This is a genomic window from Mycobacterium sp. (assembly GCF_035653355.1).
GTDB lineage: Bacteria > Actinomycetota > Actinomycetes > Mycobacteriales > Mycobacteriaceae > Mycobacterium.
In genome coordinates this window covers 1-5,272 of the sequence record NZ_DASRBZ010000629.1, presented here as the reverse complement: position 1 = coordinate 5,272, position 5,272 = coordinate 1, and the positions used below count along the sequence as shown (strand labels likewise).

Genomic DNA, 5,272 nt, shown 5'->3' with positions numbered 1-5,272 from the left:
CGCAAGGCGTCTGCCGGGTCATCGAGGTGCATCAGCACAAATCGGCTGTGGATCAGGTCGTAGTAGGCCGGCTCAATCTGGTCGAGGGTGATATCGCACTGGCGCACTTCGATGTTGGGCTCGCGCATATCACCGAGATATTTGGGATCGATGTCGGCGGCTACCACATGCCCAGTGGGCCCCACGCGCTTCCCGAGCCAGCGGGCCACCGCACCGGCGCCTGCGCCAACCTCAAGGCAGCGCCATCCGGCGCTGACGCCGACAGCGTCGAGGACACGGTAGGTGTGCGGATCACATTCCGCCTCCAGCAGTCGCAACCGCGCGAGCTCGTCTTGCAAGTCGGCTTTCGCGGCGAAGTAGTGCCCGCCTATCGGTATAGGCTGCTCACGACTTGGCGGCTTGGCCAACGTATTTCACTCAGCTTTCGTTGCGACTGCTACTACCGGGAGATACCCAACGGCTCACGGCGTGCTGCCCGGGACACTTGGCTTCGCCGCTCCTCGATTAGGCGACCGAACTCCTGCAGCAGTAGCGGTTTGTGCATCACCAGACGTTCGAGATATTCGCGATCGATTTCGAGCGCCGTTACCTCTGTCATCGCGTGCGCATCGGAGAGATTCGGTTGGCGAGTGAGCGCTGTCAGCCCGACGAAGGAACCCTCGTCCAAAGTGCCCACGTCGGCGACCGAACCGTCCTCGCTCGTCACGCTCAGCCGGATGCTGCCGGCGACCAAGAAACTCATGCCGCGAGGAATTTCACCGGTGCACTGCACGACTTCGTCGGCGCCGTAGCGGACGACCTTCGCATACGGAATGAGGGACTGCTCCTCTGTGGGTGTCAGCCGCAATGCCGGCGCTACCACCATTTGCAAGGCTTTCTCGACGCGTTCTGTCGTCGAGAAGTCGTCGTCAGCGCCGTCGAGGTGAAGGCCCTCTCGCCGCGACGCATACCAGACCCAGCGCAAGAAGGTGGCTTGGGCCGTGCTGTCATCGCCTGGTGACGCCAGCCCGATCGAGGTGCGGTATTGCATACACAACGCGGTGCTGTAGTCGACGCAACCCAGCACCACCGAGGTGACCGCGCCGCCGGGCTTCAGCTGCGGCAATGTACTGGCCACTCGCGACAGCATCGCGCACACCCGGTCGGGGGGGTCAGTGGGGGAAAACGTCGTGGTGATCACCAGTTTGTGCGCATTGGCGGGGCGGCTCAGGTTGGTGAACGAGGTGGTGGCCAGCACCGAGTTCGGGGTGATCTGCAGTCCTTTGCCCGTTTGGATGTGGACAGCGCGCCAGTTCGCCTCGACGATTCGTCCCCGTGCCGCGGGTGTCTCCAGCCAATCGCCGATCCGGAAGGGTTGTTCGAGCAGCATGAACAGGCCCGACACGATCTGGCCGACCGAGTTCTGCAGCATCAGGCCGATAACCACCGACGTCACACCCAACGCGGTGAACAAGCCTGCGATCCGGACGCCCCAGACGTAGGAGAAGATCAGCGCCAGACCCACCCCGATCAGCAGGAACCGGGCGACGTCGACGAAGATGGCCGGTAGCCGGTCGCGCCACGACCCTTGCGGCGCACTTTGGAACAGGGTGGCGTTGAGACCGGAGAGCACCAGCACCAGCACAACGAAGCCGAAAACCGTTGCCAGCATCCGCACCGAGGTGTCTCGGGCGTCGATCTGTGTCGCCTTGACCAGCAGCAGCAACAGCGCGCCCAGCGGAAGCACATAGCTGCGCAGCAGGTGGACGGGTCTGGCCAGATGGCTGTTCTTATGGGCGAGGGTCTGATGCCATTCGGTCAACACGATCATAGCGACGGGCAATCCGACCGACACACCGATCGCCCAGTAAAACCAGGGCGAGTGGACGAGGTTCATTGTCGCTCCGACAATCGCCAGATCTGCTGCTCGACTCCGTTGACCGAAATCGTGCCGGCCGGCGTGAACTGCCGGAGGTCGCGCATCACTTCGTATACCTGCGAGGTGACGTAGATGCCGGGTTGCGGTGAGCCGCTGTGCATCTGGTAGGCCAGGCTCACCGCAGCGCCCCACATGTCGTAGACGACGCTTGATCGGCCCACCAGCCCGCTGACGACCTTGCCGGTGGTGATGCCGGCCCGAAGGGCCAGGTTGTAGCCGGTTTGGGCTTTGAATCGGTCGACGATGCGCTGCATTTCGACCGCGAAGTCGACCGTGCGGTGCACGTTGTCCAGCCGAGGAGCGTTTACTCCGCAGCTGGCGAGGTATCCGTTGTGCAGGGTGCGAATCCGTTCGACGCCAAGGGATTCGGCCGCTGCGTCAAACTGGCGGAGCAGCGTATCGACGCCTCGCACGAATACGTCGGACGACACGTCGTCAGAGAACTCGTCGAACCCGACGATGTCGGCGAAGATGACGCTGACGTCTTGGTGCTCTTCTGCGATGGTCTGCTCGCCGCCCCGATAGCGCTGTGCGACCGGTTCTGGCATCAACGACAGCAACAGGCGGTCGTTTTCTCTGCGCTGCTCCTTGAGTAGTTCCTCTTTGATCTGAAGATTCCGGCTCATCTCGTTGAATGCCTTGGTGAGATCGCCGATTTCGTCGCGCGACGTAGCGGGCACCGTGACGTCATAGTCGCCCGCGCTGATCTTCCTGGTGCCCTCCTCCAGGCGCCGAATTGGTCGCACGAACAGCTGAGCAAGCAGCATGGCCGCCACGCAGACAATGAAAATGATTGCGGTCGTGGCTAATACGATGGTTTTGGTGAACGACGCGATCGGCGCGAGGGCCTCCGAGTTGTCCCTCGTTGCCAAGATCGACCAATGCAGGTCCGAGTTGGGCACGGTTAACGGGGCATAAGCCTCCAGTTCCCGGTTACCCGTGTAGTCGGTATCGCTGAGCACACCGCTCTGCCCCCGCTGCGCGGCCCGAAGGCCCGCGGTGTCGACCGGCTGCACCAACGTGGTGGTACCCAACTGGACCGCTTTGTTGACGACATCGCGCGGCGTGCCGGCCGCGACCGCCTCACGCTGGTATTCCTTTGGATCCTCGATGAACAGCCGCGAATCGGAGCGCATCAACGTGTCGGGACCGGCCAGATACGTTTCGGTCGTCGTGCCCATCCCGGCCGCTATCCAATCGCGGTTCGCGGTCATGATCGCGTTGATCTTCGTGATCGGCAACGGCAGGGCCAGCACGCCGTCGATCTTGTCTTGCGTACCGACCGGCGACACCAACCATGCTGCGGGCTGACCAAGCTCCGGCTGATACTGCTGGAAGTCGGTGATCCAGACAAAGTCGATGTCGTTGGAACCCAGCGCCTTTTCGTACGCTTTCCGCAAGTTGGATTCGCGATACGGGCCCGTCAGGATATTGGTCCCCAGGTCGGCGTCTTTATCCACGCAATAGACGACGTTGCCGCGGGTATCCAGCAGTAATGCATCCCCGTACTGGAAACGGGTGACGATGTCCCGGAATAAGCGGTTGAAGCGGGCGTTCGCCGCCGACCATGCGCTGCCGTCGCCGGCGTCGTCCAACGCCATTGATTCGCTGTTTGACCGAAACGGTGCGGTGTAGTGCGCCTGCAGATATTTCTGCGCGTTCGACTGCGGCAGCAGCAAGTTGATATCAAGATCGTCGCCGGTCACCCGGTCGATCGGATTGATAACTTCGTTGTTGTAGTAGTTCCGAAGCGCCTGCTGCTCAGCGGGCGTGATCGTCGCGTTGGCCAGTTGATCGAAGGCCCCGGTGAAGTCCTGCACCGCCTGGACCGTGGTCGGGTCGCGGCTGAAGACGATGAGGGAGTTCGTCAGGTTAGCGAACAGCGCCGCCACCGCCCGCGTCTGCGAGTCACGCAACTCGGTCAACCGCTGCGACGCCGCGTTCCGCAGCGCGCCGCGTCCGGATTCAAACCCGATCATGCCGCTTACCGCGACCGACACAATGCTCGACAGCAGCAGCATCACCATGACTTTGGACTGGATGCTCAATAGCGAGAGCATCCGCAGTCGGCGGCCTTTTTTCCGAGGCGCGGCCGATTGGCCCTCCGATACCGGTTCGGTTGACTGGCCTGAGGTCAATGGCTTCCTTTCACTGAAAGGGCCGCAGAGCACCGGTTATGCAGCAGACTAGCGTCGGACTACGTAAAACAAATGGCGTTTGCCGAAAAGTGACAAACCGGAAAGCGCCACTGGCACGCGCGCGGGAAAGCGTTTCATCGTCTTACCGGGCCCGGCGTGACAAGCCGGCGGGCAACCGGATATCGGTGCCAGGTCGGGGCGCTTGTGACGTTGCAGACGACATTGCCGCGGGTGCCGGGCAACGGCTCGCGCCAGTCGAAACGGATGACGACGTCCCGGAAGCAGGCGGTGAAGCGGGCCTTGGCGCCCGACCCTGCGCCACCGTCGCCGGCAAGCTTCTTGTTCATGTAGTTGGCCTGAAGGAACTTCTGCGCGTTCGCGCTTGGCGGCAGCGCTGCGATATCAAGCCGCGCGCCATTTGCCGTTCGATTGGTTCGGCGAGTTTGTGGCGGTAGTAATTGACGATCGCCTGCTGCCTGGTTGATTGTCGTGTTTGGCCCAGTTGGTCGAAGCCGGGGGTGAAGGCTCCCACGGCATCGACCGCGGTGTATCCGCGGCTATAAGTGATCGCGAATTCGTCAGATCCCAAAAGCACTGCATTGGCGATAATCCCGAGGATCGTCTCCGGCGGATTCGGGGCTGCGTGCCGAGGCTGGACAGGTGCGGACATCAGGGCTTCTCTCCTCGGGGGCGCAGCAGAATCAGGGCCAGAACGATCGCAGCGACTGGGACGGCCGCCATCATCAGGCTCAGCGTGTGGATGGCGTGAACCATGCACTCGGTGGCGCCCTCGACGACCTCCCTGGCCCGTTGCGGATCGAGCACATGGGCGCCGCCCGTCGATGACACCGAGGTGCCGTGCGCGACCTGCAGCGCCTCTCGGGCCTGGGGCACGGTTATGCCGGATCCGGCCAGCGCCCGCATACCGTCGTGCATGAACAATGTGGTGCCCACTAGCGCGAACACCGCTGGCCCGAGCGAGTAACCCGCCTGTCCAACGGCCGATTTGACCGCCGAAACCGAACCGCCGAGATCGGCGGGGGCGCTCGACATCATGATCGTCGACTGCGGTGTCTGCACCACCGCGCCACCGACGGCGTTGAGCACCACCGACGCGAACAGCAGCCACATGGACGAGTGCTTGTCCACGGTCGTCAGCATCAGCAGGCCGGCGATTAGCAAGAATAGACCGGTCACCAAGACACTGCGGTCACCG

General features: G+C 62.7%; 4 protein-coding genes and 1 pseudogene. All 5 read right to left on the bottom strand.

Annotation, left to right across the window (positions count from 1 at the left end):
• Nucleotides 1–407 (bottom strand): class I SAM-dependent methyltransferase (locus VFA16_RS21680; RefSeq protein ID WP_324969810.1); only part of this gene is annotated, 407 nt, incomplete at its 3' end.
• 32 nt (nucleotides 408–439) lie between these two features.
• Nucleotides 440–1,876 (bottom strand): mechanosensitive ion channel domain-containing protein, encoded by a 1,437-nt coding sequence (locus VFA16_RS21675; RefSeq protein WP_324969809.1) that lies wholly within the window; start codon nucleotides 1,874–1,876, stop codon nucleotides 440–442.
• Nucleotides 1,873–4,056, bottom strand: coding sequence for an adenylate/guanylate cyclase domain-containing protein (locus VFA16_RS21670; RefSeq protein WP_324969808.1), 2,184 nt, complete (start codon nucleotides 4,054–4,056; stop codon nucleotides 1,873–1,875). Before VFA16_RS21670 ends, VFA16_RS21675 begins: the two co-directional genes overlap by 4 nt.
• 134 nt (nucleotides 4,057–4,190) lie before the next feature.
• Nucleotides 4,191–4,403: a hypothetical protein gene (locus VFA16_RS21665; RefSeq protein ID WP_324969807.1), complete on the bottom strand. Its 213-nt coding sequence runs from the start codon at nucleotides 4,401–4,403 to the stop codon at nucleotides 4,191–4,193.
• 322 nt (nucleotides 4,404–4,725) lie between these two features.
• Nucleotides 4,726–5,272, bottom strand: a pseudogene (locus VFA16_RS21660) (MFS transporter); the annotation flags it as partial.